This is a genomic window from Singulisphaera sp. GP187 (genome assembly GCF_900129635.1).
GTDB lineage: Bacteria > Planctomycetota > Planctomycetia > Isosphaerales > Isosphaeraceae > Singulisphaera.
On sequence record NZ_FSRB01000002.1, the window covers coordinates 20,219 to 47,131 of the forward strand.

The following is a 26,913-nucleotide window of genomic DNA, read 5'->3' on the forward strand; positions in this document are numbered from 1 at the left end:
GTGGTTCTGATCGGGCTCAGAACCTTAGTTCGGGAGAAATGAACGGCAGGATGAGTTGACCGGCCTGGAGCCAGTAAGGCAGGATATTCAGGAAAATCGCAACCAACTTCCAGGGACGGCGGAGCCTAGACCCCCCATGAAGCGGATTCTCGTTACCGGCGGCTGCGGGTTCATCGGCGCGAACTTCGTGCGGTGGGAGCTCGAAACCGACCCCGATTTGGTGGTGACCAACCTCGATGCGCTGACCTATGCCGGCAACCTCGACAACCTCGCGGATTTGCAGCATGAGCCGCGCTATCGGTTCGTGAAGGGGGATATCGCGGACCGGTCGCTCGTCATGGGCTTGGTGGCCGAGGGGTTTGACGCGATCGTTCACTTCGCGGCCGAGAGCCACGTCGATCGCTCGATCGACGACGCCACGCCGTTCTTGCGGACCAACATCCAGGGGACGCAGTGCCTGCTCGACGCCGCGCGCGCGGCGGGCACGCCCCGGTTCGTCCAGGTCTCGACCGATGAGGTGTACGGCACGCTCCTGCCCAATGACCCGCCCTTCTTCGAGTCGACCCCGCTGGCCCCCAATAGCCCGTATGCCGCCAGCAAGGCCGGGGCCGATCTCCTGGTCCGGGCCGCCTACCACACGCACGGCCTGGAAACCATCATCACGCGGTGTTCGAACAACTACGGGCCTTATCAGTTCCCCGAGAAGCTGATCCCTTTGTTCGTGACCAACGCCCTGGCCGACATCCCCCTGCCCGTCTATGGCGATGGCCGGCAGGTCCGCGACTGGATCCACGTCGTCGACCACTGCCGAGGAGTCGACGCCGCGCTCCGGCGAGGCCGGCCTGGTGAGGTCTACAACTTCGGCGGCCGGAGCGAACGGTTCAACATCGACGTCACCCACGCGGTGCTCGCCTTGACCGGCAAGCCGGCGACCTTGATCCGTCACGTCACCGATCGCCTCGGCCACGACCGCCGCTATGCCGTCGATTGCTCGAAGGCCGAGGCCGAGTTGGGCTGGCAGGCCTTGACCTCGTTCGAGACCGGCCTCGCCGCGACGGTGGACTGGTATCGCACCCACACCTCGTGGGTCGATCGGATTCGCTCGGGTGCCTATCGCAATCGAAATTAAGCGGAAGGAACCATGCCCCCGCCCCAGACGGGCAGCCGTTCCGCCGCGATCGCCCGGAGCCGCGGGGCGGCGCGGTCCTTGGCCGCCAAGATCGGCGCGGCGACGGGCCACTGAATCGCCAGGTCCGGGTCATCCCAGGCGACGCTGCCCTCGAATTCGGGTCGATAGAACTCCGTGCATTTATACATGAACACGGCGAATTCGCTGGTCACGACAAAGCCATGGGCGAATCCAGGGGGGATGTAGAGCTGCCGGTGATCGGCCGCGGACAGGGTCAGGCCCATCCATTGTCCAAAGGTCGGTGAGCCAGCACGGATGTCCACCGCAACGTCGTAGATTTCGCCCTGAAGGACCATAACGAGCTTCCCCTGCCCCGCGGGGTGCTGGTAATGGAGGCCTCGGAGCACCCCCTGCTTGGAGTGCGACAGGTTGTCCTGAACGAACGTCGACGGAATTCCGGCATCGGCGGATCGTGACTGATTCCAGGTTTCCAGAAAGTAGCCGCGCTCGTCCCGGAAGATCCGGGGTTCGAGAATGACGGGACCTTGAAGTTGTATCCCACTCATATGCATCGGGTCGCTCTCGGCCTGAGGAGAGTGAGTTTCAGTTTGCGGGATCATGACGGGGCGGGAGGGTCGCAAGTAACCAGGGTCGACTTCCTCGTCGACATCAGGCAAGTGGCCTGACGCCGCGCTCCGAACGAAAGGCCCCAGGGTGGTGGAAGCCAGCTCCCGCAACATACTCCCTTGCTCTTTTCCTGACCACGGCAGTTCGCTCCTCGCCACCGTTCCTCGTTCCGATCGGGCCCCAGGATCATCCGAGTAAATGACCGAATCCTTCGAGGACCGATCGGGATGGGCATTCCGCTTGAAAAATGCGGGCGAGCTCGCCAGGGAGACGAGAACGCTGACGCAGCTCAGGCCCAGGCCGACACACCGAGCGGCGAGCATGGCCGGTGTCCCGATCGAGTGGCCGATCATGCCGAATAACTCGCCGCTGACCTCCTCGCCGACCCCAAGGGCCCCGAAAGGAAGGGGCGCGATCGCCGTGAACAGAATCAGGGGAATGATGACCAGGCTGGTGCTCAGCGGCGGGGCGATCGGGAACAGTGCACAGATCACCGCATAGAACGCGAAGGCATAGATCGCGTGGCTGGCCATCGCCATCGCCAGGGCCGCGACCACGGCCCGCGGATGGCCGCGATAGGCTGCCGCGGCGTCCCAAAGTCCCGCCAGTTTCGCGGACATCCTCCCCTCCCCCAGGATCCGCCGGAGCAGGACCGCGGTGGCCGGCAGGAACAAGGCGGCAAACCCGAGCAGGCCCGCGCCGGCGACCGCCCAGACGACCGCAATCAGCTTTCGGACGGCGACGGCCGCGGTGGGCCACTGGAGCGCCCCCATCAGGCTGACCAGCAAGAATAGTCCCAGAATCCCGGTGACGCGGTCGAACATCACCGACGCGACCAGAGGCGCCCTGCTCTGGCCTTGCCCGCGCCCGAAGGCGGCCACCTTGACCACGTCCCCGCCGAGTTGCCCGGGAACGATGAGCTCGGACGCGTGGCCGAGAAAACCGATCCGCACCGCCTGGCGGAGGGTCAACGGCACCCCTTGAACCCGTGCCAGGAGATACCAGCGGGCGAAGGTGCTCAACAGGGCAACCTCCCCCAGCACCAGGGCCGCCGCCAGATCACGCAGGTTGGGTTCGCGGCCGATCACCTCCCGGACCGAGGCCTGGTTCTTCCAGAGCGCCCATCCCAGCAAGCCGAACCCGAGCGCGTACGAGCCGGCGCGCACCATGAGCCTCAGCCAACGGTGCTTGGGCACGCTCGGCGCCTGCGCCTGGGGATCCGCCGAGAGTGCCGCGGGAACCGTCCCGACGATCGCGTCGTCGATCAAGGTATCGTTCTCATCAAAAAAAGAGGGGCGAAAAGTCGACTGACTTCGGTTCTCGGACTGATCCGGCGAGCAAACGGCGGGGTCTGCGACGTCCCCAACTTGCGTCACACAACCTTGATAACGATCGCGTGGCCATTGAGGTTGTGCAGCACGATCCGATCCGACAGGGCCCGCTGCTCGTCGACAAGTCGCGTTACTCCCGGCGTGGATTTAAATCCATAATCATCATAGACGACGATTCCGCCGATCACCAAGCGGGGCCAGATCCAGTCCCCGATGTCTTTGGCCGATTGATAAACATCGACGTCGATGTGACAGAAGCGAAAACGATCGTTCTGGGCTTCGTGTCCGGTTTCGTCTGGGAAGATCCCCTCAAGGATCCTGATTCCGGGAAGGTCGAGATCGCGGTGAAGCAGGTTTTCCACAATCCCACGTGTCGTGTCAGAATGCTCCCCACCCCGATAATCAGCGTCTTGTTCGTCGGCCTTGACGACCCCCTTGAAGGTGTCGGCAACGTAGAACGGATCTCTGATTCCGCACTCACGTGCTTTAGCCCCGATCACGCCGGCGGTCCCACCGCGCCATGCCCCGACCTCAAGGAGCGATCCCTCAAGCTTGGCGGATTGCTCGACAAGGGTCCAAAGTTCCCAGAGCCGAAATTTGTCGACCAAGGTATTCGCTGATATCTTTGTCAAGACTTTTTGAAACTGGGGATCTTTATTCCAGGGCGTGTAATTGGACATGGGACGAATCACCTCGTCCCCCTCCTCCATTCGGTAAAACGCGTATCCTCGTCGAGCCAGGATTGTCCCGACCGTAAATTTCAAAGAATGAATCAGACCCATGATGTACCCCGATCGGGGATTGTGAGGTAACGACGTCAAACACGTCTCTGAGCTCGGAGATAGGCCCGGCGCCCGCCTCGTCTCAACAGGATCACGAGAGACGACCCAAATCGATCGAACGTGAGTGCAAACCCTTTGGCGGCAATCCTCGCCTGGAAAGCTTCGCCGCACCCGTTTCCCCCTTCATCGGCACAATCGACCGTGGCGTCATCGTGGGTCCAACGATTTCCGGAGGGTGGGTCCGTGCCTCAGAGCAGATCGAGGAGATCGGCCGGAGTTTTGCAGAAGACCTCCGCCCCGGCCGCGGCCAGTTCTTCTCGAGAACCGAAGCCGTAGAGGACCGCGACCGTCGCCAGGCCATTGGCTCGGGCGGCGATGATGTCATGCTCCCTGTCGCCGATCACGACCGTTTCCGCCGGCGGGAGCCTCCACTCCATCACGATCCGGCGAAAGATCTGGGTCTTGGAGGGAGCAGGCCCGCCAGGGTCGGTCCCATAGATGCCCGAGAATGGGTCGGCCAGGCCGAAGTGGTCCAGAATCCGGCTCGCGAACGAGGTGGTCTTCGACGTCCCCACCCAGAGGGTACGACCGGAAGCGGTCAGGTCGGCAAGCAGTTTTGGAATCCCTTCATAGACATGGGCATCGAAGAGTCCCCCGGCGCCGTAATGTTCGCGATAATAGGCGACGGCAAGTGTCGTGCGATCATCGCCCAGGGGCGTCAACAGACGCGACATGACCTCTTCGAGCGGGGGACCGATCATCGGATCCAGGTCGGTCGCCTCCGGCAGCACATGGCCGAGACGGCCGAGGGTATGCCGAATGCTCCCCTGGATCCCGGCCCGGGAGTCGACGAGCGTGCCATCCATATCGAAGATGAGATGACGAAAAGGTGGTCCCATGCGCTCCTCGAGTGGATCCCCGCCGCCTTCGACGACGAGCGAATTTCAACGTTCAACGAACGAGGACGAGTCGATGCTTGGGAACCGCATAACAAACGAGGTCGAAGACCTCATTCTTATGCGGGCGCAAGTAGTAGTGATAGTCGGGGTTCATGCTCTGAATCAAGAGGGGAAGGACCCAGAGGTGGTCCTGTGTGTGGTAGACGCAGACATTGAGCAGCGGTGAATGCGCCTGGATCAGGCCACGTGCCCCCTTCAATGTTTCGAATTCGGCCCCCTCGACATCCATCTTGATCGTAGTAGGGACGTGCTCGGCCAGGAGTTCGTCGAGCGGGACGCAATCGACCTCCACCGAGCCTTGGCCGATCCGTGAGGAGGCCAGGCCGGACGGATCGATCCGAGTCTTGGTGCGCCGATCACTGCTCGCCAGGGGCAGGGCTGAGATCCGCGCCGCGACGGCCGTGGGCAGCGTCTCCACGTAGGCTCGCAGCTTCTCGAAGTTGAGGGGGTCGGGTTCGAGCGCATAGTAGTGGTCGAATCCGTCGCCCTTGCGCTCGAGGAAGACCTTGAGCGTGTCGCCGTCGAAGGCGCCGCAATCGACGAAGACTTCGTGAGGGTCCGAGGCGAAGAGCGAGTCGCAGAAATACTGCTCCTCCTCGACCGCGGGCGGCAGGCCGTCGAAGTCCTGGAAGAGCCGGTGCCGCACCTGGGCGACGAACTCGCGCCGCGAGGCCTCGTCGGCCATCAGCCGGAACGCCCTGCGGATCTCATCCTTCCGGCCGAGGACCCGGGACGGCAGGTCGATGGCGAAGTAGGGGAGGAACGCGTCGGGATACTTGCAATAGAGCGCCGTGAAGTTGGCGATCCTCTGGCAGCCGAGCCTCTCGAGCTGCGAACGCAGGTGCTTCTGGAGCCGGTTGGCGGAGACCTCGCGCGGCACGGCCCCCCAGATGGTGGTCACGAAGGTCGCGCGGTCGTGATAGCGCGCGACCGCGTCCGCGGGCGAGAGGACGTCGATGCCGTCGATCTTCGTCCCTTGGACCGGCTTCGCGTTATCGGCGAAGGCGAGCGGCTCGATGCCGATCTGGCGCAACTTCGCCAGAGTCATCCGGCCCAGGTTCCCCGCGCCGAAGAGCACGAGGGACTCGGCGTAAGGGGCCGCCACTCGGTCGAACCCGTGCCTCTCGAAATCGAGGACCGACTCGGGGTCGGTGTTGAGCAGCGCTTCGAGCTCCACCTCAGGTGACATGGGGCACTCCGGTTATCGGGAGGCAGGGAATCCGTACGGCCACGCGATCGGGGCTCCGTCAGATGCCGCGTTCGTAGATGAGGCCCTTCAGGTCCTCGTTGTGCGAGTACGGGCTCTCGATCATGTCGATCAGGACCGGCTGATCCTTCGCGCAGGCCTTCAGGAGCACCTCGCCGGTCATCAGCTCGCGGCAGGAAATCTGCCCCTTTTGAAGGGGGACCGCCAGGTAGACGTCATCATCGATGTTGTCGTGATTGAGGATATATCCCTCGGGGAGGTCGCGCCTGGCGTAGACGCCCCGGACCAGGTTGTCCAGATAGTCGATCTCCTTCATCGGCGGGATCCGCTTGCTCTGGCCGCTCCCTCCGCAGAACACCTTGGCCTTGTGGAAGGCCTTGAACCAGGTGTCGGCCTGCTCGGGCAGCGTGCAGTAGGGCGAGACCGGCACGTCGTTCATTTTGATATCGATGTGCCGCTCGAAGGTGCGCGCCCCCTTGGCGTAGGCGATGAGCATGCTGGTCTCCCAGTCGCGATGCTCGTGGGTCGAGAAGCCGATCGTGTGGTGGGGGTAGCGGGAGCGCAGGAAGTCGATCTGGTTCATCTCCAGCTCGGAGTCCTCGGCCGGATAGAGCGAGACGCAGTGGTTGAGGGCGAGCGGGATGTTGCGGTTGTCGAAGAAGGTGACCAGGTCGTCCATGTCCTTCAAGGAGGACCCGCCGGTCGAGGCGATCACCGGCTTGCGCGTCTTGGCAATCTTCTCGAGCAGGAACCAGTCGTTGAGGTCGGAGCTGGCGATCTTGAGGATCTGGACTCCCAACTCCACGCAGAGGTCGACCGACTTCTCGTCGAACGGGGTTGCGCTCGTGATGCAGCCGCTCTTGCGAACCGCATTGAGGAGGAGCGCGACGTTCTCCTTCGACAGTTGGGTATCGATCGTCTTCTTGATGTAGCGGATGTCCGACCGCTCGCGAAAGTCTTGATGGATGAAGCTGCCGACGTCGCGGAGCTGGAGCTTGATCGTCGCCTTGACGTTGTTGAAGCGCACGATCTTGGAGAAATCGCTGATGATCTTCAATCCGCGATTCACGTCGCCCCAGTGGTTGTTGGCAAGCTCCAGGACGAACAGCTCATCAAAAATCTCCTGGCCCTTCATGCGTAATTCTCCAGCATGTTTGATACGGATACCGCCAGGCTCAGGTGGTTGAACGCTCTTGCCGGCCGAGGGCTTGTCCCCGAGCCGGCCGTCCACGGCGAGGCGCCGGGAGCGGCGATCGGCATGCTCGGCCTCATGACTCGGCCGCCGGGATCAGGAGGTTGCTGAGGAATTCCTCGCGGTCGAGGAACGGGAACATATCCTCGGGGGGTGCGGTGACGATCCGACCGTCGGGGAGCTGCCGCGAGCTCAGCCGGGGCTCGAACGTCTGCGCCTGGTCGAGAACCACCTCGCAGAGGAACGGACCGTCACCTTCAAGGGCCTGGTCGATCTGCGCCGCGAAGTCCGGCCCGTCGATCTTCAGGGAGGGGATCCCGTAGGCCGCGGCGAGCTTGCTCATGTCGGGGAAGCTCACACCGCTGGTCGGCCCCTCGCCGACGAGGTTGCCGAAGAAGTTCTTTTGGGTCGTCCGGATCGAGAGATAGCCGCCGTTGCTGAGGACGAAGATCTTGATCGGCAACCGGTTGTGGACGACCGTCTGGAGCTCCTGGACGTTCATCTGGATGCTGCCGTCGCCCGCCAGGCAGATGACCCGCTTGCCCTCGCGGGCGACCGCCGCGCCGATGGCGGCGGGCAGGTCGAATCCCATCGACGCCGACCCCGAGTTGGAGAAGAGGCGCTGGCCGAGCTTCAACTTCGCCGCCTGGAACGGGACGATGCAGGCGGTCGCGTCCCCGCACGCCACCACGTCGTCGTCGGCGAGGTGCTCGAACAGGACCTCAATGAAGTGGTAGGGGTTGATCGCGCCCTGGAACTCACGATGCTTGGGGAGGACGACCGGGTACTTGCGGACCCGCTCCTTGCACCACTCGAGCCAGGCGGCATGGTTCGCGGCGTCGTGGCCGGACGCCGCCAGCTCGCAGCCCAACTCCTCAAGGAAGACCGCGGCGTCGCTGTGGATCGGCAGGTCGGGCTTGACGGTCGGCTTGTCGAGCTCCGCGGCGTCGACGTCGACCTGGATCTTGTAGGCGTGGCGGGCGAACGCCTTCCAGTTGTAGCTGATCTGGCGGATCGGCAGCCGGGCGCCGAGGATCAGCAGGCAATCGGAGTTCTGGACGGTGAAATTCCCCGCGCGGTCGCCGATGCTCCCCTGCCTGCCGCAGTAGAGGGGGTCGTCCCAGGCGATCAGGTCGTGAGTCCAGGCCGTCGTGACGGGGATTCCCAGCCGGCGCGCGACCTCCTGGAACTTGTCGATGGCGTGGGCGAGCCGCACGCCGGTCCCCGCCAGGATTACCGGCCGCTCCGCACGGCTGATCCGCTCGATCACCTCGCGGCATTGGGCGCGGATCGCGTCGCGGTCCCAGTGCGGGTCGTCCTCGGCGGGGTCGTACCCGGGGAGCGACTCGGGGTCGATCATGCTCGACTGCACGTCCACGGGGACGTCGATCCAGCACGGTCCCGGTCGGCCGGCCTCGGCGAGGTAGAGGGCCCGCTCCAGGTGGTAGCGGATCGACTGGGGATCGGTCACGAGGACCGCGTACTTGGTGATCCCGCCGACCATCCGGACGATATCGACCTCCTGATCGCCGAGTTGCCGGAGCGCGGGGAGGTCGTACGAGGCCATGCAGGTCTCGCGCTTGACCTGCCCCGAGACGATCAGCATCGGGATCGAGTCGGTCCAGGCCCCGAAGACCCCGTTCAGGGCGTTGATGCTCCCCGGCCCGGTGGTGACGTTAAGGACGCCGACCCGCTCGGCGACCCGCGCGTACCCTTCCGCCGCGATGGCCGACGCCTGCTCGTGATGGTTGCAGGTGTACTTCAGCCGTTGCTCGGTGCCGAAGGCGTTGTTCAGGAACATCGCCCCCCCCCGGACACCATGAACAGGTGCTTGACCCCGCGGTCGGCCAGCGTCTTTGCGATGAAATCGGCGACTCGGATCATTGTCTCGACATCTCCGTGCCTCGTCCGTCTTGTCTTGCCCGGCAGGACGGCATCCCTTTGCGCCGTATTGGACGGCGAGAGGCCGGCAGCGCCAAGGTGAATTTGCGATTCGACGCGTGTGGCCCGGTCAGGCCGCCCCCCCGGTGGCCGGCGGATCGCCCAGGGTCATCACGCGATGGGTCAGTCCCATCGCGGCGATCCGGTCCACGATTTCCTTCTCGTGCAGGGTCGTCGTGATCAGGATCGGGCGAGGCCGGTGGCGGATCTGCTCGGGCGCGAGGACCGGCACGCCCCGGATCGTCTTGCCGTGGTGGATCGGATTGCCGTCGATGAAGGCCTCGATCTCCGCCTTGCCGAGCGACGTCTGGGCGAGCAGCTTGAGGGCAAGCTGGCCGGCGCCCCAGACGAGAATCGGCCCCGAGTCCTTGAGTGCCTCGCGGAGCCGGCGATCGATCGCCTCGAGTTGCTCCGCCGAGGCTTCGATGTAGGCCTCGATCGCCGGCCTGAGCCCCTCGTCCTTCACGAGCCCCTCGGGGGGGCCTGGGGGTCGTCCTGGAAAACCCCCACCACGTAGATGGCCGGGTAGGGCATCGTGGGGGACGAAGCCACGATCCGCCGGCCCGAGGCCGTCAGGCGAAAGCCGGAGGCGGCGAGCAGGTTGGCGAGCGACTGCGTCGAAAAGTGGTTGATGTGCTCGGTATTGAAGTCCTGGAACGGGGCGAACAGGAACTCGTGGTATCGGGAGGCGTCCGGAACCTCGACGTAGAGGACCGCGCCCGGCTTCATGATCGCCCGGACCGCCGCCAGGGCGGGCTGCAAGTCGCGCACATGCTCGAGCACGTGCGAAAGCAGGACCGCGTCGGCCGGGCCGGCCTCCGCCGGGAGCTGCGTGAGCGACCCCGCGTAGGCTTCGATGCCGTGGTGCATCCGGACGTAATTCGCGCAGGCGGGCGACGGATCGATCCCGCAGAGCTGGCCGTAGCCGAGCCCCTTCAGGGACGCCAGCATCCCCCCGTTGGCGCAGCCGACGTCGACGATCCGCGCGGCCTTGTCCGGGATCAGGCGGGCGAGGTCCTGCCCCATCTGGACCATCCGCTCGGCGTCCCAGGAGGTCCCGCCGCCGCCGGTGGAGGTGACGTTGTCCTCGTACTTCGAGTGCCGGGCGTAGAACGCGTCGTAGTCTTCCTGCGTCGCCGAGGTGTCGGCATAGACGAAACCGCAACCGCAGCAGCAGACCACGTCGTAGCCGTCGCCGAGCGGATGATCCTCGGGCAGCACGAAGCGCTGGGTGTGGAGGACGTCCGCCGCGGGCCCTTCGCAGATCGGGCACTCACGCCCAGCCCGGGACTCCGATCTCCCCGCCTCCGAATGCGATCGTCCCATCGAGTCCCTCCCCTCCGTGAATTCCACCTTCAGTGCGAGCGGCACAGCCGAGGAGCGGGGTGACGAGCCCATCCCTCGTGGGGCCGATTTCGACCCACCCGCGGACTCCCCCCAGCGGGGGAAACGCCCCGGAACGAGCCCCGCCCCGGGGCTGAGCTACTCGTTCACCGAGTCCTCCAGCACCTTCCCGGGCCGGCCATTGTGAAGCGGGCGGGGCGAGTTGTCGTCGAAGTTGAGCCGTTCCTTCTCGATGACGAGAGGGCGTTTCTGAACCTGGGTGTGGATGGCGCCGATGTATTCGCCGATGATGCCGATGAAGAACAACTGGACGGCCGAGAAGAAGAAGAGGCTGATCAGGATCGGAGCCACCCCCACGGTGAACTGGTTCCAGAACAGGAGCTTGCCCACGAGGTAGCCGAACGCAATGAAGAGGCTGACGCCGGCCATCAGGAACCCCGCCATCGTCGCCACCCGCAGGGGGACCTTCGAGTGGTTGGTAACCCCGAGCATCGCGAGGTCGTAGAGCGTGTAGAAGTTGTTCTTCGAGATCCCCCGCCGCCGCAGCGGTTGCCGGTACGGGAGCTTGCAGCAGTCGAGGCCGATGTCGGCGATCATGCCGCGGACGTAGGGGTAGGGATCGTCGACCTCCCGGAAGATCTCGAGGATCCTCCGGTCGTAGAGGCCGAAGCCGGTGACGTGCTGCATCAGCTCGATGTCGGCGAGCCAGGACGCGAGCCCGTAGTAGAGCGACCGCACCACGTACATCAATCGCGACTCGTCGGCTTCCAGCTTGACTCCGACGACGATCTTGTACCCCTCCTCCCACTTGCGGAGGAAGTCGGGGATCATCGTCGGTGGGTCCTGGAAGTCGGACGCCATGATGATCGTCGCGTCCGCGTCGGACTGGAGCAGACCGTGGTAGGGCGAGCGAATATGGCCGAAGTTCCGGGCGTTGAGGATCACCCGGACCTTGGGATCGGCCGCCGCCAGCTCGCGGAGGATCCCGATGGTTCCATCTTTTGACGAATTATCAATATAGATGTGAAAATAGTCATATTGCGGCAGGCCGTCGAAGGTCTCCTTGATGGCCCGATGCAGCTCCCGGACGTTCTCGACTTCGTTGTAGCATGGCGTCACAACGCCGATGAGCGTGCGGCGTCCGCTGGCTTCCTTCACTGGCGATGACTGCGGCAACATGAAGGTCTCACTCATGCCACGGGGTGCGGGGGGGCTCCCCGGCGACTCGTCGGAGGTCGGCGAAGCCACTGGACGGTCCGAGCGATAGCGTCGTCAAATGGGATCATGATGTCGAGCCCAAGCTCATCGCGGGCCCGGGCGGTGGAGGGAACGTAGCGCGCGGGGAGGACACCCGGGTCGGGCTCACGGGCCACCGTCCAGCGCAACCCCAGCGACTCGGCGATCCGCCGCGCGACTTCCCCGATGCTCAGGGCCGCTTCGCTCCCCACGTTATAGGGGCGGCCCGGCACACCGCGCAACAAGATCGACCAGAGCCAGACCATGAGGTCGGCCGCATGCTGGTAGGAGCGATAGGGGGTGCCGTCCCCCCCGACCTGGACCGGTCCTCCGGCCAGAGCGTCGCGGAGGAAGTTGCCGATTGCGAAGTGAGTGTCGAGCGGGAGGTAAGGGCCGACGAACGCAAAGCAACGGGCGATCGTGACCCCGAGCCCGGAGGCGTGGTGCGCCAGCGCCGTGAGGTGCTCGGCCGCCCGCTTCCCCTCGCCGTAGGCCGAGGCCGGGTCGGTGGGGTCGGGAGCCCCCCGATAGTCCTCACCGACATGCGTCAGCGTGGCGGGCTGAGCGCCATAGACCGCCCCCGAGCTGGTCAGCAGGAACCGCGAGGCGCCGGAGCGCTGGGCAAAGTCGAGGGTCCGCCGCGTCCCCTCGACGATCGTGTCGAACATGACCCGAGGCGCCTCGGCGTTCAACGCGGCACTCGCCGCGGTCGCCGCGTGAATCACGTGCGAAAAGCCGCCCTCGGGGTCCGGAAAATCGCGGATGTCGCCTTCGTGGAGCCGCAACGCCCCATGACCGGCAAGGTGCGGCGCCTTCCGCGCGAACGCCTCGGGCGATCGGGTCAGGACCACGACGTCGACCCCAAGCCCGTGCGCGGCGTCGGCCCAGAGCAAACTCTCCAGCAGCCAGCAGCCGAAGAAGCCCGTCCCACCGGTGATGAACAGGCGCGCCCCGCGGAGATCCTCCCAGAGCGGCCCCACATGGGTGAGCACATGGTCCAGGTCGGCAGCCAACGGATTGTGAAAATGCGCCATGGGCGGACTCACGACAAAACTTGATTCAAGGTTTGATTCCTCGAAGCCTTGTTCTTGATCGACCGGCAAACCCAGTTCCTGGTGGAATCCAAAAGGGTCAAACGCAAGGCGATCAGGCCCGTGCCGACGGCACCCGGGTCAGTTGATGGAACGACTCGATCATGTAATCAACCATGGCGTCGCTGAGTCCCGGATAGACGCCGACCCAGAACGCCTGGTTCATCACGAAGTCGGAGTTGGCGAGATCGCCGATCCGCCGGTGCGGGATGCCCTCATATGCGGGCTGACGGAGCAGGTTCCCCGCGAAGATCTGGCGGGTGCCGATCTTCCGGTCGTTCAGAAAGCTCACCGCATCGCGTCGGGTAAACGGAGCGTCGGGACGCACCGCCACGGGATAGCCGAACCAGCTCGGCTCGGAGCCCGGCGTCGCCCGGGGCCGGAGGAAAAAGGCGTCGAGATCGGCCAGGCCCGCGTCCAATCGCGCGAAGTTCCGCCGCCGCGCCGCGACGAAACCGTCGAGCTTGGCAAGCTGCGACACCCCGACGGCCGCCTGCATGTCGGTGACCTTCAGGTTGTAGCCAATGTGCGAATAAATATATTTGTGGTCATACCCTTCCGGAAGGCGACCGAGCTGCCAATCGAACCGTTGGCCGCAGGTATTGTCCATCCCCGGGGCGCACCAGCAGTCGCGGCCCCAGTCGCGGAACGACTCGGCCAGCGTCTTGAGCTTGGGGCGGTCGGTCAGGACGCAGCCCCCCTCCCCCATCGTGATGTGGTGCGCCGGGTAGAAGCTGACCGTCGCCAGGTCGCCGAAGGTCCCGACCGGCTTGCCGCCGAAGCTGGCCCCGAGGGCGTCGCAGCAGTCCTCGATCAGCCAGAGGTCGTGCTGCTTCGCGAACGCGGAGACCGCCGCCAGGTCGAACGGGTTGCCCAAGGTGTGCGCGATCATGATCGCCCGAGTTCGGTCCGACCGCGCGGCCTCGAGTTGGGTCACGTCGATGTTGTACGTCGGCACGTCCACATCGACGAAAACGGGGACCAGGTTGTTCTGGACGATCGGGTTGACCGTGGTCGGGAACCCGGCGGCCACGGTGATGACCTCGTCGCCGGCCTGGAGCCGCTTCTCGCCCAGTTTGGGCGAGGTCAGGCAGCTCAGGGCGACCAGGTTGGCCGACGAGCCCGAGTTGACCAGCAGCGCATGCCGAACGCCGAACGTCCGCGCGAACTCGCGCTCGAATTGCTCGGCGAACCGCCCGGTGGTCAGCCAGAAGTCGAGCGACGAGTCGACCAGGTGGACGATGTCTTCCTCATCGAACACCCGCCCGGCGCAAGGGACCGCCGAGCGGCCCGCATCGAACGATCGGGTGGGGAAGGCGGTCGCGTGGTACTGCCGGACCAGATCGAGAATCTGCCCGCGGAGAGCGTCGGCGGAAGGCGAGCCGTTGAGGGAAGTCTCACTCATGGCAAAGGGTCTCGTCTCACTGGGGGAACAGAGTGGTCGCGATCGCCGCCTCATGGATGAGAGAAGAAATCCTTGTACCAACGGATGGTGCGAGCCATCCCTTCGTCCAGGTCGAACAGCGGCGCCCACGCGAGCTCCCGCCGCGCCTTGGCCGCGCTCAGGTACTGATGGATGATCTCGTTGGACGCCTCGTTGCGGATCTCGGGTTCGAGGTCGCTCTCCATCGCGCGGAGGATCGCGTGAACCAGGTCGAGGACCGTGACCTGCACCTCGTTGGAGAAATTATACGCCGTCCCCGCCAGCTCGGGCCGGTCGGCCAGGGCCTCGGCCAGCACGAGGTAGGCGTTGGCCCCGTCCTCGACGTAGAAGTAGTCGCGGACGAACTTACCGTCGGACCGGATCACCGGCCGCTGGCCGCGGATCACCGAGCGAATCGTCCCGGGGACGATCCGGTTCCAGTTCAGGTCGCCGCCGCCGTAGAAGTTGCCGCACCGGGTGATCGCCACCGGCAGCTTGTAGCTGACCGCGTACGAGTGAGCGATCAGATCCGCACATGACTTACTCACATCATAGGGGTGCTGCCCCTGCAACGGTGTCGACTCGTCGTAAGGGAGCTGCTCCTGGTCGCCGTACGCCTTGTCCGACGAGGCGAGCACCACCTGCTTGACCGCGGGTGAGCGCCGGCAGGCCTCGAGCAGCGCCCAGGTCCCCTGGATGTTCGACTCGAAGGTCGAGACCGGGTTGCGGTTGGCCGTGCCGACGATCGTCTGGGCGGCCAGGTGGAAGACCGTATGGATCTCATGCTCGCCCAGGGCCCGCTCCAGCAGCCCTTGATCGCGAACGTCCCCGCGGACCAGCTTGACCCGATCGACCAGCCGATCACGGATCAGGCCGCTCTGCGGCACCCAGTCGCGCACCAGGCAGGTGACGTCGGCCCCCTCCTCGAGCAGACGGGTCACCAGCCAGCCCCCGACCAGGCCCGTGGCGCCGGTGACAAGCGTCGGCCGATCCTGCCAAAACTTGTTCATTTCGCCCAGACCTTCCACGGCGCCTGGCCGCTGTCCCACAGATCGTTGAGCGCCTTGTATTCGCGGTACGTATCCATCGCGAAGAAGAAGCCGTCGTGGCGGTAAATCATCAACTCCCCCTGCTGCGTGAGCCGTTCCAGCGGTTCGCGTTCGAGGATGCAGGAGTCGCCATCGAGATAGTCGAGCAGCCTCCGATTGAAGACGAAGAACCCGGCGCTCGACCACCCTTCGATTTGCGGCTTCTCCGCGAAGTTGACCACGCGGTCCGCGCCGTCGACCTCAAGGGCTCCGAACCGAGAGTAAGGCCGGATGGCCGTCACGGTCGCGATCCGGCCATGGCTCTTGTGAAACGCGAGGAGCCGGGTGATATCGACGTTAGCGACCCCATCGCCGTAAGTCACCATGAACGTATCGCCGTCCAGGTAACGCGCGGCGCGTTGAATCCGGCCGCCGGTCATCGTCTCCTCGCCGGTATCGGCGAGAGTGACGCGGAAGTCCTGCTCCTCATGCGCATCGTGCAGGGTCACGCTATGCCGTTGCCCCAGGCAGATCGTGAAGTCATTATTCATCGCCTCGTAGTTCAGAAAATAGTCTTTGATCATTTTGCCGCGATAGCCCAGGCAGAGCACGAACTCCCGGAGTCCGTGGTGGGCAAACAGCTTCATGATATGCCAGAGGATGGGGCGCTGGCCGACTTCCACGAGCGGCTTGGGACGGAACTCGGTCTCCTCGCGGAGCCGCGTTCCCTGCCCACCGCAAAGTATCAAGACCTTCATGGGCACCCTTCCGAGGCAAGCGAGTCTTGAACTTCCAAGTCGATTTCTCGACTCCAAAGCGTGCACCTAAACAGTGTTCACGCAACAAGATTATTGATAAGCGGGGCTTTTAACATGGGGTTTGCCGCCTCCCTCCAAACCGAGTGTCCCAAGGCGGTGGAAGCCGTCAGGTGCAACTTACTCCCTCGTCCATTTCATGACTAGGGCAGTTCGCCCCTTCGCCGTTCATCGCCCAGACCTTCCCCCCGGATCTCACATTCTCTGAATCAACGATCCGCGACGGGGCGAGAAACTCGTTGAAATTTCGGCCCAGCCGTATCCCCTCGGCCCATTGTCGATCCCTCGAACTCGCGCCGACCCCGAGGGAATTACGGCCGGTCCGGCCGTGCCACTGCAAACAAGCCCGTTGCGGAAACCGCGAATATCCTCGGTCCTTTGGCTCTGGCGCAGATCATTAAAAAAAACAACGGCGAGCCTGGCCGTCTCACCGTTCGCTTCGTTGCCGAAGGGCGGGAAGGCCAAGCTCGCCGATAACGGCGAACGACGAGTCCGGCGCCTCAAGTCCGACGCCCGCACGGGGATCGTCGCACTCGGGCCGCCAATTTGTTGGCGTAATCAATTCTTGTCAGACTGAGGACATGCGATCACCCACCGGCCTCGAAGCCCCCCTGCTGGCCCACTCGGTCTGCAATGCACGTCCGGCGCAGCCAAAGCCAGGGTAGTCGGTCATGACAGTGGCGAACGGCGGTCGGCCGCCCAGGCCGCGCTCAAGTCGACGACGCGAACGGCGGCCGGTCGGCCAGAGGCCCGCCAGGATCTCCGCGACCCCCGCCTCGAACAGAACTCGGAACTCCCCGGAACGTATATCGCGTTGCGGCATAAACACAATCACAAGCATCGACGAGACCAAATTCCCAAAGGACGCCATTCGCCCGATCGATGAGCTCGTCAACCGTCTCCAGCGGCGTTCCGGTCAGTCCAGCAGCGGAGCGAGCGCCTCGCGGAATCGAGTGACAAAGTGTTCTTCCAGGAACATCCCATTCACGCGAGCCCGGGCCGACCGCCCGATCGTCCCGGCCAGGTCGGGGTCGGAGAGCAACGGGATCGCGGCCGCGGCGATCTGCGGGCCGGTCGCCTCATCGACCAGAACGACCCCAGAGCCCTGGGGAAACAACTCCTCGATCACGGTTCCCCGCAGGCCCAAGACGGGGAGGCCGGCCACTGCGGCTTCGACCGCGACCAGGCCAAAGCCTTCTTGTCGCGAGGGAAAGAGAAAGAGGCGACTCGACCGGTAAAGGGAATCTCGCTCGGAGTTACTGATCCATCCCCGGAATTCGACGCCGGAAATCCCCTCCTTTTCGACGCGCTGCTGGAGGCGGGGGCGATCATCTCCCCCACCGACGATGATCAGCCTGGCTTGCGGGACAGCGAGGCGGATCTTCGGCCAGGCGTCGAGGATCGGGTCATGTCCCTTGAGTCGCTCACTGGCATTCATCCGCCCCACGATCAGCGCAATCGGTTCGCGGGGAACTTCAGGACCCGCGGGCGTGCCAGTCCGCACACCGAGCCAGACGACCCGAGCGTCCGGCAGCCAAGGGTTGGACTTACGCGCAAGCTCCAGCGTGGTGGCCGAGATGGTCATCTTCAGGTCAGCACCAAGGATCGCCACTTTGCGAGGCTCATCGAGCTGCCGCCAAGCCTCGGTGCCGTAGAAGAAAAGGCCGTACCGGATCCCCCGCAGTCCAGGCACCTTGGCATGGATCTGAGCCAGGTCGATGTGTTCGTACAGAATGAAATCGGGTCGGCGAAGGCCTCCCCAGAAGGCTCTTGCGAACAGGTAGGCGAGCCGTAACGGCCGAGGCCAGCGCAAGTGATGGCGCCAGACCGTCAGATCGACGTCCGGTTCGAGTGCGTCGACGACCATCTGCGTGACGACCCCGATCCCTCCGAAGGCCGGCCCGAGTCCCGAGCTCACCAGAACGATCCGAGGCCGCTTCGAAGGCTGGCGCGAGGCGACGGAGTTCCCCTCCCGTGGGGAAACCTCCGCCCTTAACCGCTCCGGTACAGGAGTGAGATCCAATGAGAACTCCTGGCGTTTTACTTCCGCCGATTGAGGATCAGGAAACGAAGAGCCGCGAGGCGCTCCTGAGGGGCCTCAGCGACCCTGCTGGGACTGTTACCGGGCAATGATCTCGTCGACTTGCTCCAACGGCGACCCATCGAGGCTCTCGAGACGATAGCCCAGAGACCCCAAGAATTGGCAGCATTGGGAGTGGATGTCCTTGCCATGCGTCGCGAGGAAGATCGTCGGCCGGTGCTGAGCGAGGATTGTCGCCGCCCCTTTCAGAGCGCCGAGCTCGGCTCCCTCAATGTCCATCTTGATCAGGTTCGGCACAGGAACCTCACCCTGAGCGACGAGCGTATCGAGGGTCACGGAACGGGTGGAACGTCCCCCAGAGGGATCGACCTTGCCCGTAAACCGCGTCGGCCCTTCGAGGAACGTGATCGTGCCATCGTGGTCGGACACCGCGGCCTCAAACATCGACACATTCCCGAATTTATTGAGATCGATGTGCCTTCTCAGGAAGGCCGCATTCTCGGGGAACGGTTCGAAGGCGGCGACATGGCCACTCTCACCGACCAATTGCGACGCGAGCAGCGTATAGAAACCGACGTGCGCTCCGACGTCGAAAACGGTGCCTCCCACGGGAACGTGCTTAATAAACAGCTTCTGTTTGGCATGTTCATAAGAACCGAGCCAGCATCCGTGATCGCTCGAGCCGACGATCCATTTCTTACCTTTGAGCGGGCCCTGGAGAATCGGTACGGTCGTACCTCGTGGGAGCAAGCGCAGAGGCAGGCGGAGGATCTTGCCGAGCGCCGTCTCGGACGTAATGCGCGAAAAGTTCATGGTTTCCTCAGTGGCTGACTCAATACGCTTGGTGACGCGGCCCCTCGATACCGGACGACTGGGCCCGGGAACAGGAGTTCCTTGTACCTGCCTTGTTCGATCCTCGAAGCGGTCCTGGATCGTCTGCCACTCGCGTCCGCGAGGGCGAGTTCGTGGTCGCGGAGCCGTCGGATCACGGCCTCAACCGAAGCCAGCTTCTCACATTCCGTCAGTCCGAGGCAGGGTCGCTTACGCGCGCACCGGTCAGGTCCTGGCCGCGCAGATCCTGGTCAACTCGTCTTCGAGGTCCAGCATGGTCTGTGTCGAGACCTGGACCGACTTCACGCTATCCCCGACGCCCCCTTTGCTGATCCTTCGCGTGATCTCTCGATACATTTCCTTGTACACCGAAAGTTTGTTGATCGAGTGCTTCCGGAGAACCTGTCGGGACGACTCGGCGAAGTAGCGGCTCCCGTTGGTGATCGTGGCAGTCGCCCCGTTGGCCCGAAACTCGACATGTTCTTGGATACCGATTCGACTGCTGCCTCGGTCGGTGAGCGTCATCGAGAACGACGCCCCGTTTTCCAAGTCGAGAAGCGCCGTCATCGAGTTGTCGGCGGCCAGCCAGAGGGCCTGTTTGATCGGCCTGCTGTAATTGTTCAGAAACAGAAAGTGGTCGATCCAGTGACATCCATTGGAAACCAGGCGACTCCGTGATCGCGGCCAGTTGTACCAGTGCTTCTCCGGCAGAGGGATTTCAAAGACGAGGGAATGACACGAGACGGGCTCACCCCGCGCGACCCGAAGGTCTTCGCGGATGGAGCTGTTGAAGACAAGATAGCGCTTCTGGAAGCAAGCAAAGAGACTGGCCTTCGTGGTCTCCATGGCTTTCAGGAGCCGGCTCAACTGCGCGGCATCGGTCGCGAGCGGCTTCTCCACCACGGCGTGAATCCCCTGATTCAAAGCGTGGACCGCAAGATCGGCATGCGTGTGGTGGTAGCCGGCGATAAAGTAAACATCGGCCGATTCGTCGGCCCGCGCGATCGGCGAGGTGTCACAGGCGTAGGGAAACGACGCGATCAGGCCGAGCTGGGTTGGATCCAGCTCGTGGACCGTCTCCACGCGGATTCCGGAGTCGATATTGGGAATGAGAGACGTCTTGGCATAATTGCCAAGTCCGAAGACGACCGCGCGGCGACTCGGCGTTGCCGTGGAATCGGCCGCCGGCATTGCGGGTTGGGGTTGGGATCGCTCGCTGGTCTCACGAGGGGGAACTTCAAGAGTCCGAGTGGCTCCAGGGCCTTGGAGCAGCTTGTCTTCGATCCCTTCCAGGAAGACCTCGATCGCTTCTCGTTCGATGCCGATGCCGGAATCGCTGCTCCAACCCGCCCAATCCTTCCAGGATCGCGTTCCCTCGAGTTCCTGATCGAACTCGCCGTAATGGATGGTCCCATCGCGCAGCCAGGATTCGGCCTTCTGCCAGCGCTCCGGCGAAATCCGCCGGATGAGCGCGTCGTTCAACACGACCCGATCGACGCACCTGGGATGGAAGGGGGCCAGGAAGACGACAGGGTCCGACTGCGCGAACGTGTCCCCCCGCGTGTCGAGCACACGACCCAGACCGCAGGAGACGTGCTTCATGTTGCGCACCCGCTCACGCGTGCGCGAGAGAATCTTCCGGAGGACCAGTCTTGGACCGATCTCAGGGAGATAATTATGGATCAGTCGCCAATCGAACGGTCGCTTGATGAACGCATTGTCGACCACCCCGAGGTTCTGCCAGGTCGCAACCGCGATTCGAGTCTCGCCTTCGCCACACGCGTAATCGAGGTATCCTCCCTTCCACTCCCGCCCAAGCACGAACACGATCCCTCCTCCAAGTCAAACTTGTGTGGCGACGACCGAGGCCCGGCCGATTCGCGTCCTCGAGAAGTGCGCAGGCCAGCATTCAGTACGAGAGTCGATAAAAGAGGGTCTTGATGAATTCCGCAAAGTAAAGCACCAATCCCTCCTCGGTGTGATACCAGTTCGCTTCGTGGAACGCTGGATGGTCCGCGGCGGCCATGCGGATGTCGATGTTCAGGCCCCGTAGCGACCGGCGGAAGATCCAGCGGCCTCGCGCCGTGTGGAAGGCGGTGGTGACGATGGTGACCCGCCGGATCGGCTGGGTCCGGGCGTAGGCGCGGACCCGGATCGCCTCATCGCGGGTGCTCTTGACCTTGCCGCCGGGGAGAATCTGAACGGCCGCGGCTGGAACGCCCTCGTCGACGAGATACTGCCGCGTCAATTCCGACTCGTCGAGCTTCAGAACCGGCTGCACGCCCGACTCGGCCAGGAGGATGATCGGGGCCAGGCCCCGGCGGTAGAGCTCGAGCGCCTTCCGCGGCCGATGGTCCGCGCCTCCAAGCAGGAGGATCAGGGCATCGGAGGGAGCCGGATTGTCGACGCGGAACTGATTCGCGAATCCAACCAGCAGGGGACGGTGCGCCAGTGCCAGCACGACGACGATCAAGCCCAGGACGGCGCCCCCCCCGCGGACCGATCGCCACAAGGAACGTCGCGATACCGGGGCCGGGGCCGGCGTTGGGGTAGGCTCACTCAACGGAGGGACGCCCCGCTTTGGTCAAGGTAACGAGGGGGATCCACCGGGTTCGCGGACCGCCGGTTCAGCCAGGCACCCAGGACGCCAACGATCCAGGCGCGAGACCAGGTCGATCCATTCGGTTCAGCCAGGAAGTCGCGCCAGATGGTGTCGACCCCCGCGGGATCGACGAGTCCGGAGCGCCGCGTGGCGTCGATGAAGCCCTCGAACAGGTCGCGGAGCGGACCGGCCATCCAGCGCGCCTGCGGCAGGGTAAACCCTCGCTTCTTGAGGGCGAGCAACGGGGGGGGAAGACGCCCTTCCAGAGCGCCGGCAAGGAGCGTCTTGTTCGGCCCCCCCCGATCGACTCGCAACGCGCCCGGCAGGGCGTACGCATAATCGGTCAGCCGGCGGTCGAGCAGCGGCACACGGATCTCGAGCCCGTGCGCCATGCCGAAAACATCGGAGTCGCGAAGCAACATGTTACCCATGTAGAAGCGACTCTCGAGAACGCTGACGGTGGCCACCGGGTCGTCCTTGAAGAGGCCCCGATCGGGCTGGCTCAGCTCGGGGAGGTAGGAGTCATTCAGACCGAGCTCGTGAGACCGAAGCCCCAGGCCGGCCATTTCCGCGTCGGACAGGAGCCGGCGACGGCGGAAGTAGAGCCCGGGAACCGAAGGGGCTTCGCCGGCCATTTCGACCGCTTTCTGGCGCTGGGCCTTGGTCTTTCCGGAGTAGAGCAGGCGGGCCATTTCGCGGCGGACGCCTCGCGGCACCCCTCTGGCGGCCCGCGCCAGCCGCGCGAGCCGGGGCACTTCGCGAAACGTGGTGTAGCCTCCGAAGACCTCGTCTCCGCCGAGTCCGGAGAGGGCGACGATGATGCCCCGCTGCCGCACGGCGTGCGAGATGATGTATGTGTTCAGGCCGTCGACGCTGGGCTGGTCGAGGCTCGCAAGCCAGTCCTCCGCCAGGCGTCTCGCCACCGACTCGGTCAGATCGATCTGGTGGTGGCGGACTCCCAGCCGTTTCGCGGTGTCTCGAGCGACCGGCCCTTCGTCCGACTCCGGATCCCCTTCGCGGGCGATAGTGAAGGTATCGAGGTCTCCCTGGCGGGCCTCGGCCGCCAGCACGGCTATGGCCGTGCTGTCGAGACCGCTGGAGAGGAACACGCCGACCGGCACGTCGCTGATCAGGTGCGAACGCACCGCGGACGTCAGCAGCGCGCGGATTTCGTCGTGGGTCCGGGCCCGATCGAATGGATGGTCGCGCGGGGCGGGGAAGTCCCAATAGCGGACGGCGCGAAGCGGCCGGCGCTCCTCCGGGCGGGAGCCGGCCAGGTCGAGTGAGACCCAGGAGCCGGGGTCGAGGATCTTGGCCTCGCGGAGCATGGTGAGCGGGCCCGGTACCGCTCCGAAGGCGAGCAGGCTGGCCAGGGCGGCCCGGTCGATCTCCGGGTCCACCAGACCGCTGGCCTCGAGCCCTCTCAGCTCGGAGGCGAAGGCGAACGCACCGCGGTCCCAGGCGTAGTAGAGCGGCTTGATACCCAGGGGGTCGCGAGCCAGGAGCAGCCGCCGCTCCCGCGCGACGTAGAGACCGAGGGCGAACATCCCCTCGAGCCGGTCGAAGGCACCGGTTCCCCACCGGGCGAACGCGTGAAGGATCGCCTCGGTGTCGCAACGGCTCCGGAGCCTGGCTCCCCCCGACACCAACTCGGCCCTGAGGTCGGGGTAGTTGTAGATCTCGCCGTTGAAGACGATCCAGTCCCCCGTTTCCGGGTTCTCCATCGGCTGGTGGCCCAGCGGCGAGAGATCCTGGATGGAGAGCCGGCGATGCCCCAGCGCCAGGTGTCCCGAGGGGACGTTGAACGTCATCACCCCCTGGTCGTCGGGACCTCGGTGCGTCTGAGTCGCGGTCATGGCCCGTACGGCCGCCTCGGCGGTTCGACCATCGCTTGCCCATACTCCCGCGATCCCACACATTAGATGCCACTCCTGACCCAGGCCGGGGGAGTGCCCCCTCCCACGACCCAGAGGTAGGTCTCATGCATCATCTGCCCCATCCGATTCCAGGAGAAATCCTTCTCCATCCAGTCGCGCCCCCGCTGGCCCATGGCGCGAAGGGCGTCGGGAGGCTGGGCCAGCGCGTCGCGGAGCGACTCGGTCAGCGGGTCTTGGCCGAACTCGATCCACCAACCGCAACGGTTCGCCTCCACCCCGGCCCAGGGAGCCCGGCGGGTGACGATGACCGGCACCTCGTAGGCGAGGGCCTCGGCCACGGACATTCCGAAGTTCTCGAAATGCGTGGGCAGAACGAAGAGGTCCGCCCGTCGGAAGGCCTCGGCCTTCCGTTCCCCGAACAAGGCGCCGTGGAAGGCGACGCGCTCGGCACCAATCTCCCGCGCCAGCCCCTCCAACTCCGCCTGGTAACCCTTCTGGTCTTCCCCGCCCACGATGTCCAGGGTCCAGTCCGGGGCCGTGTCCTGAACGCTCCGCCAGGATCGGATCAAGAAATCCAATCCTTTGGAGGGATGGACCCTGCTCAGGTAGAGCAACCGCCGGGGCCCGTCCGCGGCGCGCCTGGCGACGACCCGATCCGGGAGCGTGACCCCGTTGGGGATGACCGCGATTGGGGCGCGGAGGCCGAAGTCACGCATGTCCTGGGCCTCCGCTTCGGAGGTGGCATGGAGAAGGGCGGCCTGCCGCACCGCCCGACCCTGGCAAGCCAGCCAGATGCTCCGCTTGCGAAGGCTCGACCGCTTCAGGGCCCAGGGCGAAAACGACCCGCGCGGCGAGACGACCACCTGGCACTTCGTCTTCCGGGCCGCCCACGACGGATAGACGTTGGGCATCTGCCAGAGACCGTGGACATGGATGATGTCGGCCGTCGCGACCGCCGCGTACAGAGCTCGCCGCATGGCCGGCGAGATGCCCAGGCGGGGATGCGGGAAACGCCACTGAGGATGAACGACGAGCCGGATCCGGCGCGCCAGCGCTTCGGGGGCCGGAGCCACCACATGCAGGGTCGACCGCGCCCCACTCGCCTCGAGCGCTCCGCAGAGCGCCGGGACCGACTGAGCAGGGCCACCGACCTTTTCATCGACGGTGTACGTGACCTGGATCGTTTCCATCAGGCTGCCCCGCCTGTTCCGCTGTCCTCGACGGCGATCGCGCCGCGATGAGCCGGCGGAGGACCCATCCAGGATTCAGGCGGCTGCGACGCGGGCAGATTCGTGGTCGCGAGCTTGCGAATGAGTCGAGAAGGGGCATCGACCAAAAGGAAGGGGATCCCGGCCGCGAAGTTCCCGTGCTTGATCAAAAGTTTCCCCAACGCATTGGCGTAGGTGTGGTGCCCGCGCAGGTGCTCGAGCACATAATTCGCGAGGTAGCGGGCGGTGAGCCGGGCTGTCAGTCCCTGGTAACGCCGCCACTCACGCCCGAACGGTGGCCTCGGCCGGTAGATTGCGTCGGGGATCTCGAACCAGTCCTGAACATCCCAGAGTTTGAGCGGGTTGACGGAAGAACTCGACTCAGGTTGGGTACGGCCGTAAAAGAGAGGCGCGTCGGAGTGGAGATAATCGCCGACACGGCAAAGCCGCGCGGCCAGGTCGTAGTCGGCCGCGTAGAGAAGCGTGTCGTTGTATCCACCGACTTCGCGGTAAGACGATGCGCGGATGAAGAAGCTGGAGTGCCCCCCGAACCCCTCGGCTCGCGCCATCTGGTCGAGCATCTGCTCTCCGCGAATCAAGGAAACCGGCGATCCGAACAAGAACTGAACGTGCGATGCAACGCCCGCCTCGTTCGTCTGGATCACAGCCGAGGTGGCGATCGTCGCACTCGGAAATTCTTCCATGAGCCCAGAGAGCACCTCGAGACACCGCGGTGCCATCCAGTCGTCCGAGCAGAGCATCTTCAAGTAGCGGCCAGTCCCGGTTTCGGCGGCCCGCTTGACGTTCCCGTTCATCCCCAGTCGGCGCTCGTTGCGGACGTAGCGAATTCTGGGATCCGCGGCCGCGTAGCGGCGGACGACCTCCTCCGTATGATCCGTGGAGCAGTCGTCGCAGATCACGAGTTCCCAGTCGGTGAGCGTCTGGTCCATGACGCTCCGAATACAGTCATCGATGAACCGGGCATAGTTATAGGTGGGAACGCAGACTGAAATCAGTGGCGTTCGGCTCATAATTCGGATGCCCTTCTCAAGCAGCAAAGTTGGACCCGACCCACCGAGGCAATGTCCGCCAACGTGGCCGACCAAAGGCCTCCGTGATCACGCGAGAAACTCACGGCTCAACCATGCCGTGCAGGAAGACATCTTCGCTCGGGTGAGCATTAACGTCCCAAATTGGTTCGTCCGGCAAGTTCTCTGACGTCGCCCCCGCGTGGCAATCGTGTCGGGTGGGCACGGCCCCCTTACAAAACGGAATCGGTCAATTCCAGGGCCAAAAGACTTGCCGGATGCACCACTCCGGCGGAGACTGTCCAAACTTCAGGTCATCGGAGCGCCGGGGAGTGTCTTCAAGAGTAATCGCTATTCACAAAAATTGCGTCAGCCACCAGCGGTCGACCCGAGGGGGAGCAGCCCGGTGCAGAGATACCCCATAATCTCAGAGGGCTGGCGGTCGTGATTAAATTGACCAGGTCCAAGGCACAAGAATCATTCTCGTAATACGAATTATAGACAATTTCGGTCATCAAAATCTTAGTTCTTTTCAGAACGTCCTTGCCGCCTTCGATCACCTGGGATTCGTAGCCCTGAACGTCCAGCTTCAGGAGTGAAATTTCATCGTAAGAAGACAATTCATGATCCAAAGTCGAAATCGGAACCGTAATCTCTTCGGTTCTGCCGCCGGACCCATGGAACTCTCGGGCCCAACCTTTCAAGGGAAGAATCGAAGACATCCTGTGGGACGCTTCCACATTGAAGCCGATCGTTCCAATGTTGGAGCCAATCGCCTTTTGAACGCAGGTGATTCGCTTTTCATGGATTGAATTGCGCAGCAACTGTTCAAAGACCGGAGGATTGGGTTCGAAGGCGATAATTTCCCTCGCGTTCGTGAGGCAAGCGATCCCCAGGGACCATTCCCCCACGTTGGCCCCGACATCGACGACGCGTTTGAGAGCAGTCAGGCTCTCTCGTGGGAAGATTTCAATGCACGAAATCTCCAACGCTTGTCTGTATCGGCGTGAGTAAGACAAACCGGGTGAGATCCCCAGGGCCCGGAGGCGGTTCCGATAGTCCAGGAGTCGACGCAATCCCACAGGTAAAAGCAAGTTGATCCTGGACATGTCGCGCTTCGTTCCCATCTCGATTGGAAGTTGCTTGAAGTTTTCCCATCAGGTCGTTGTGATGAGGAGGGCTGTTATCGCCCTCATGGCTTCATAACCGCTGCATATCTCG

The 26,913-nt window shown here is 64.1% G+C and carries 22 protein-coding genes; 1 reads left to right on the forward strand and 21 read right to left on the reverse strand.

The genetic code is table 11. The features are described 5' to 3' along the window. The first annotated feature begins 136 nt into the window (after positions 1–136). Positions 137–1,129: a dTDP-glucose 4,6-dehydratase gene (rfbB, locus tag BUS42_RS24590; RefSeq protein WP_074311460.1), complete on the forward strand. Its 993-nt coding sequence runs from the start codon at positions 137–139 to the stop codon at positions 1,127–1,129. Here the strand turns inward: rfbB and rfbC are convergent. From rfbC to BUS42_RS24700, 21 genes are all read right to left on the reverse strand, one after another. Further along, on the reverse strand, positions 1,126–3,024 hold the full coding sequence (rfbC, locus tag BUS42_RS45340) for a dTDP-4-dehydrorhamnose 3,5-epimerase (RefSeq protein ID WP_254053770.1): 1,899 nt from the start codon (positions 3,022–3,024) through the stop codon (positions 1,126–1,128). The two genes, rfbB and rfbC, sit on opposite strands and share 4 nt — an antisense overlap. A gap of 104 nt (positions 3,025–3,128) precedes the next feature. After that, entirely contained in the window at positions 3,129–3,767 is a 639-nt protein-coding gene (locus BUS42_RS24605; RefSeq protein ID WP_216821081.1) for a TylF/MycF/NovP-related O-methyltransferase, read from the reverse strand. 350 nt (positions 3,768–4,117) lie between these two features. Further along, positions 4,118–4,768 (reverse strand): HAD hydrolase-like protein, encoded by a 651-nt coding sequence (locus BUS42_RS24610; protein WP_074311464.1) that lies wholly within the window; start codon positions 4,766–4,768, stop codon positions 4,118–4,120. 52 nt (positions 4,769–4,820) lie between these two features. Then, on the reverse strand, positions 4,821–6,017 hold the full coding sequence (locus BUS42_RS24615; protein WP_074311466.1) for an FkbM family methyltransferase: 1,197 nt from the start codon (positions 6,015–6,017) through the stop codon (positions 4,821–4,823). Between the two features lie 58 nt (positions 6,018–6,075). Further along, entirely contained in the window at positions 6,076–7,170 is a 1,095-nt protein-coding gene (locus BUS42_RS24620) for an N-acetylneuraminate synthase family protein (RefSeq protein WP_074311468.1), read from the reverse strand. 133 nt (positions 7,171–7,303) lie between these two features. Beyond that, on the reverse strand, positions 7,304–9,028 hold the full coding sequence (locus BUS42_RS24625; RefSeq protein ID WP_254053771.1) for a thiamine pyrophosphate-binding protein: 1,725 nt from the start codon (positions 9,026–9,028) through the stop codon (positions 7,304–7,306). A gap of 210 nt (positions 9,029–9,238) precedes the next feature. Then, positions 9,239–9,634 (reverse strand): nucleoside-diphosphate sugar epimerase/dehydratase, encoded by a 396-nt coding sequence (locus BUS42_RS45345; protein WP_254053772.1) that lies wholly within the window; start codon positions 9,632–9,634, stop codon positions 9,239–9,241. Then, entirely contained in the window at positions 9,631–10,494 is an 864-nt protein-coding gene (locus BUS42_RS24630; RefSeq protein WP_254053773.1) for a class I SAM-dependent methyltransferase, read from the reverse strand. Before BUS42_RS24630 ends, BUS42_RS45345 begins: the two co-directional genes overlap by 4 nt. A gap of 156 nt (positions 10,495–10,650) precedes the next feature. Next, complete coding sequence (locus BUS42_RS24635) at positions 10,651–11,691, reverse strand: glycosyltransferase family 2 protein (protein ID WP_074315269.1); 1,041 nt, start codon at positions 11,689–11,691, stop codon at positions 10,651–10,653. 11 nt (positions 11,692–11,702) lie between these two features. Next, entirely contained in the window at positions 11,703–12,782 is a 1,080-nt protein-coding gene (locus tag BUS42_RS24640) for an NAD-dependent epimerase/dehydratase family protein (protein ID WP_074315271.1), read from the reverse strand. Between the two features lie 112 nt (positions 12,783–12,894). Beyond that, on the reverse strand, positions 12,895–14,244 hold the full coding sequence (gene rfbH / locus BUS42_RS24645; RefSeq protein ID WP_074311470.1) for a lipopolysaccharide biosynthesis protein RfbH: 1,350 nt from the start codon (positions 14,242–14,244) through the stop codon (positions 12,895–12,897). A gap of 50 nt (positions 14,245–14,294) precedes the next feature. After that, entirely contained in the window at positions 14,295–15,272 is a 978-nt protein-coding gene (locus tag BUS42_RS24650; RefSeq protein ID WP_074311472.1) for an NAD-dependent epimerase/dehydratase family protein, read from the reverse strand. Continuing rightward, on the reverse strand, positions 15,269–16,048 hold the full coding sequence (gene rfbF / locus BUS42_RS24655) for a glucose-1-phosphate cytidylyltransferase (RefSeq protein ID WP_074311474.1): 780 nt from the start codon (positions 16,046–16,048) through the stop codon (positions 15,269–15,271). The genes BUS42_RS24650 and rfbF overlap by 4 nt, the downstream gene beginning before the upstream one ends. A 973-nt stretch (positions 16,049–17,021) precedes the next feature. Further along, positions 17,022–18,023, reverse strand: a complete 1,002-nt coding sequence (locus tag BUS42_RS24665) for a glycosyltransferase family 4 protein (protein WP_074311478.1) — start codon at positions 18,021–18,023, stop codon at positions 17,022–17,024. A 201-nt stretch (positions 18,024–18,224) separates the two neighbouring features. Further along, positions 18,225–18,959, reverse strand: coding sequence for an FkbM family methyltransferase (locus tag BUS42_RS24670; RefSeq protein WP_074311480.1), 735 nt, complete (start codon positions 18,957–18,959; stop codon positions 18,225–18,227). Between the two features lie 243 nt (positions 18,960–19,202). Beyond that, positions 19,203–20,804: a Gfo/Idh/MocA family protein gene (locus BUS42_RS24675; protein WP_074311482.1), complete on the reverse strand. Its 1,602-nt coding sequence runs from the start codon at positions 20,802–20,804 to the stop codon at positions 19,203–19,205. 82 nt (positions 20,805–20,886) lie between these two features. After that, positions 20,887–21,540 (reverse strand): YdcF family protein, encoded by a 654-nt coding sequence (locus BUS42_RS24680; RefSeq protein ID WP_083670594.1) that lies wholly within the window; start codon positions 21,538–21,540, stop codon positions 20,887–20,889. After that, positions 21,537–23,498 (reverse strand): asparagine synthase (glutamine-hydrolyzing), encoded by a 1,962-nt coding sequence (gene asnB / locus BUS42_RS24685; protein ID WP_074311486.1) that lies wholly within the window; start codon positions 23,496–23,498, stop codon positions 21,537–21,539. The genes BUS42_RS24680 and asnB overlap by 4 nt, the downstream gene beginning before the upstream one ends. Beyond that, positions 23,498–24,646, reverse strand: a complete 1,149-nt coding sequence (locus tag BUS42_RS24690) for a glycosyltransferase (protein ID WP_074311488.1) — start codon at positions 24,644–24,646, stop codon at positions 23,498–23,500. Before BUS42_RS24690 ends, asnB begins: the two co-directional genes overlap by 1 nt. After that, a complete protein-coding gene (locus tag BUS42_RS24695) occupies positions 24,646–25,695 on the reverse strand; it encodes a glycosyltransferase family 2 protein (RefSeq protein ID WP_074311490.1) in 1,050 nt (349 codons plus the stop codon). Before BUS42_RS24695 ends, BUS42_RS24690 begins: the two co-directional genes overlap by 1 nt. A 335-nt stretch (positions 25,696–26,030) precedes the next feature. Then, positions 26,031–26,801, reverse strand: coding sequence for an FkbM family methyltransferase (locus BUS42_RS24700; protein WP_074311492.1), 771 nt, complete (start codon positions 26,799–26,801; stop codon positions 26,031–26,033). Positions 26,802–26,913: the final 112 nt, after the last annotated feature.